This window comes from Klebsiella sp. K47, assembly GCF_051858335.1.
Classification (GTDB): Bacteria; Pseudomonadota; Gammaproteobacteria; order Enterobacterales; family Enterobacteriaceae; genus Klebsiella; species Klebsiella pneumoniae.
On sequence record NZ_JBPYUI010000090.1, the window covers coordinates 1 to 648 of the forward strand.

Annotated in this window: 1 pseudogene; it reads right to left on the reverse strand. The window is 56.2% G+C overall.

Going from position 1 to position 648, the window contains the following annotated elements:
* Positions 1 to 648 (reverse strand): annotated as a pseudogene (locus RRF55_RS27195) (hypothetical protein); the annotation flags it as partial.

A 648-nucleotide genomic window follows, 5' to 3' on the forward strand; every position in this document is an offset into this window, starting at 1 on the left:
TACTCAGGCACTCTATATGCACCTGGTAGCGCGAGCGCTTGCCGTTTTCTTCCGGTAGCTGATAGAAGCCCATATGCCCGAGGCTGTCTCCGGCACTGACAGGTACAGGCGCCGAAGGTACATATACATCATTAAAAACGGGTTCACTACTGGATGCCGCCGGAGCAACCGACGTCAGGCTGTCACCATCCGACACCACCCATACCCGGTCGCCCTTTTTCAGCGTATCCTTATCCCGGCCCAGCGTGACCAGACTGAATGTCCTTGCAGCCTCGCCAGGTTCTTTACCCGGGCGGATGACCTGCTGCGCCGTATTACCAGGTTCGTAAGAAAGCGGGAAACCTGCCGCCAGCCTGCCGGCCTTTTTATAGTGCAGCACATCTTCCCGGCTCAGATAGTACGCCCAGTCTGTACGTGAGGTGCACTTCACCACCCCTTCCGGCTGAGTGGTGTAAGCCGGAGTACATTTTGCCCACCAGGACGGAACGGGCACCGATTCTGTTGCTTTCAGAGAACCCCGGTCAGACACCGTCCAGACTTTAGTGCCAGCGACAAGGGTGTCTCCTGCTGTATTTTTCGTCTCACTGACAATGGTCACTTCAGTAAACTGACGCCTGTCTCTGCTGCGGGTGACAATAGCGTCACTCA